Here is a 2,326-nt window from a genome sequence, read left to right as displayed (position 1 = left end):
ACCCTGACGTCCGTCGACGCGAGTACATGGCGGGTCACCGAGCTCGACGGGACCGTCAGCGAGTTCGTCCGCCAGGCCGCAGCGACCGACTGGAGCCTCGCGACCACGTCCCCGCCTGCGTCGGCCGGCCAGACACGGCTCTTGTACGGCAACGTGAACGGGCGGCTGCGGCTCACCCGTCTGATCGCCCCGATCGAGCCTGGGGTCGACGGCTGGCCGGTCAACAAGACGGCGTGTACCACCGCAGTGCCCGCGGCCGGGTGCGAGGTGATGCAGCTGGTCTACGTCGGTGACCCAGGTGCACCGGGTGCTCCCGCCACTGCGACGGCGTTCGGCAACCACGCCGACCGCCTGGTCGAGGTGAAGCTGTGGTCGACCGCCCCGGGTGCCGCCGTCACGGATGCGGTCAGCGCAGTCCGGTACGCGTATGACGACAAGGGGCGGCTCCGAGAGGTCTGGGACCCGCGGATCACTCCGGCACTGAAGACGGCATACGACTACGACCCTGACGGGCGCGTCGTCCAGCTCGGCAGTCCGGGGGAGCTGCCCTGGAAGTTCCGCTACGGCACCGGCGGAGCCAACTCGACCGTGGGCAACGGCGACCTAGTCGACCGCAGTTCCGGGCGGCTGCTCAGCGTCTCCCGTGCCTTGCTGCAGCCGGGGACCCTCGACGAGGTCGGTCCGGACACCACCAGCACTGTCGTCTACGCCGTCCCGACCACCCGTTCCGCCGGCGGCCCGTACGACCTGAACCCGGCCGCCTTGGCCACCTGGGCGCAGACCCGCGGGCCGACCGATGCCACAGCCGTGTTCGGGCCGGAGGACGTCCCCTCGGTCACGACCGCCTCGGCCACCACGCCGGGGAAGGACGGCTACCGAGCCGCCACGGTCCACTACCTCGACGCCTCTGGACGCGAGGTCAACACGGCGTCTCCGGCGGGTGCCGACGCGCCGGTGGCCGGCTTCATCGACACCTCCGAGCACGACCGTTTCGGCAACGTCGTCCGCTCGCTCGACGCCACCAACCGGCTGCTGTCGCTCGGGTTGCTCCCGTCAGCGGCAACGGACCTCGCCGCGCTGAACCTCACCCAGGCCGACACCGCGACGCGGGCGATGGCCCTCTCGTCGCTGTCCACCTACGGGCCTGAAGGGCTCGACCTCCTGCGTAGTCGTGGCCCACTGCTGCGGCTGGCGATCGGCAACGACCCGAACGACGTGCGGTTGGTGCACGACCTCAGCACCTACGTCTACGACGAGGGAAAGCCGGACGGCGCCGCATATCACCTGACGACCACCGAGACCGAGGGCGTGCTGATCGCCGGCACAGTGCCGGAGCAACTGGCCGACGTCGTGGTCACCAAGAACGTGTACGACCCGATCGACGGCAAGCCGGCTCGCGAGGGCACCTCCGGCTGGGTGCACAAGCAGCCCACCCAGGTGATCGTCGACGCCGGCCCTGGTGGCGCCAACGTCACCGCGAAGGTGCGGTACGACGCACAGGGTCGCGCCGTGGAGTCCCGTAAGGCCGGGTCCACCGGCACGGACGCCGGGACGACGCTCACCGTCTACTACTCGGCTGCTGCCAATGCGCAGTTCCCCGAGTGCGGCGGCAAGCCTGGCATCGCTGGGTTGGCGTGCCGCACCTACAGCGCCGGCCCCGCCACCGGGCAGGACGCCGGCCGGATGGCGACGCAGCTACCGGTCAAGACGGTCAGCTACAACCGTTACGGCTCGATCGCTTCGGTCACCGAGTCCGCTGCCGGCCCGGTGAACGGCGCGTCCGTCACCCAGTCCCGCACAACCACCACGGCCTACGACGATGCCGACCGCGTGGTCTCGGTCGAGATCGCCGGCACCGGGATGAGCGCCCCGGCGCTGGGCAAGACGGTCAGCACCTACGACCCGACCAACGGCGACGTGGTGCGGATGTCCACGACGAAGCCCGACGGCTCGGTCAGCAAGGTGGAGAAGACCTTCGACCGGCTCGGCCGGATGACCCGGTACGCCGACGCCGCCGGTGGTGTGACCACCAGCGTCTTCGATCGGTTCGGCAAGCCGACCAAGGTCAGCGACAGCATCGGGACGACGACGTCCTTCACCTACGATCGGTCGATCGAGCCCCGCGGGTTCGTCACGTCGGTGCAGGACTCGGTGGCCGGCACCCTCTCGGCGGTCTACGGGCCCGACGGTCAGCTGACCTGGAGTTGACCCGCTTGCGTGGACACCTCGTTCCTGCGGTCTGAGGCTCAGGCCGCGGTGGTGAGAGTGTGCCGTGCCTCGAAGGCCGCCGGCGCGATCTGGCCGAGGGCCGAGTGGCGTCGGCGCG

General features: G+C 70.4%; 1 protein-coding gene. It reads left to right on the top strand.

Translation table 11 applies throughout. The features are described 5' to 3' along the window. A partial coding sequence (locus G5C62_RS26550; protein WP_206330887.1) for a hypothetical protein occupies window positions 1-2,208 on the top strand: 2,208 nt, incomplete at its 5' end. Window positions 2,209-2,326: the final 118 nt, after the last annotated feature.

This window comes from Modestobacter sp. KNN46-3, assembly GCF_011039295.1.
This window is presented reverse-complemented; position numbering and strand designations above follow the sequence as displayed.